We start from the raw sequence: 1,043 nt of genomic DNA, 5'->3' as shown, positions 1-1,043 counted from the left end.
CCTCCATCGCGTCGATCCGCTTCTGCAGTGCATCGCGCTCGGCGATGGCGAGGGACTCGCTCGTCTCGCGCAGCTGGCCGGCGACGTGCGGCGGCGCCCACTCGGTCTCGCGGTCGTACTGCTCGACCATCCCCCGCAGTGTCGCGTCCGACGCTCCGACCAGTTCCATCCGCTCCTCGGGCTCGCCAAGCGCCCGGTACGCCCGGTCCCAGTCCATACGGACGTCGACCGCACCCCGGCCGGGCCGCTGCCCGATCGCGTCCCGCTCGGACTCGTACTCGTGCGCCTCGCGGTACGCAGCGACCGTTCCGGCCCGCTCGATCCAGTCCTCCCGCCGAAGCGGGTCCTCCGGAACGGATCCGAAAGCCCGCTCCGCCCACTGCGGTAGCTGCTCCGACTCGGCCAGCTGACGGCCAAGGTCCAGCCGTCGATCCTCCGCTAGCTCCGCGACCCCGCGCGCGTACTCGCCTTCCGGGCCCTCGATTCCAGCGGTCCGGGTCCGCCAGTCGGCGCGCTCTTCGGCAGCCGCCCGACGCTCATCCGCGAGCGCGACCCGCTCCTGCGGCTCCTGGTCACCGTGCAGGACCCCGGCCTGCATCTGCAGCTGCAGCGCCTGCTCCGCGGCGGCCAGGAGGTCCTCCTGCTCACCGCCGACCAGCTGAGCCTCGCCCATGGCCGCGGTAACAGTCCGCTCCTGCTCCTCAACCGCCTCGCGTACGCGCTGCTCATCCGCCCGGACCTGGCGCCGGTCCGCGTCCTCGATCGCCTGCTCCGCGCGCCAGTGCAGCACCTTCGCCAAGTCCTTGGCGTCGTCCAGCCCGCGCTCGGTGATGTCGCGCATCATCTCTACGGCGTCGTGGCCAGCGGCCTCGGCGCTGCGGCCCAGCCGGATGAGCGACCCGTACGCCTCGCTGTCGCGGACCTTCGAGAAGCGGTCCCCCAGCTTCTCGTACAGCACGCGCCCGAACCGCTTCTCCGCGTCGCGGTTCTGCAGGTCCTCCATCTCGTACGAGTGCTTGGCGAGCGAGGTGGACCATTCCAAC

The 1,043-nt window shown here is 71.7% G+C and carries 1 pseudogene; it reads right to left on the bottom strand.

Annotation, left to right across the window (positions count from 1 at the left end):
• A pseudogene (locus ACWC5O_RS45540) lies at positions 1–1,043 on the bottom strand (hypothetical protein); the annotation flags it as partial.

The sequence above is a fragment of the Streptomyces sp. NPDC001450 genome (genome assembly GCF_053597295.1).
This window is presented reverse-complemented; position numbering and strand designations above follow the sequence as displayed.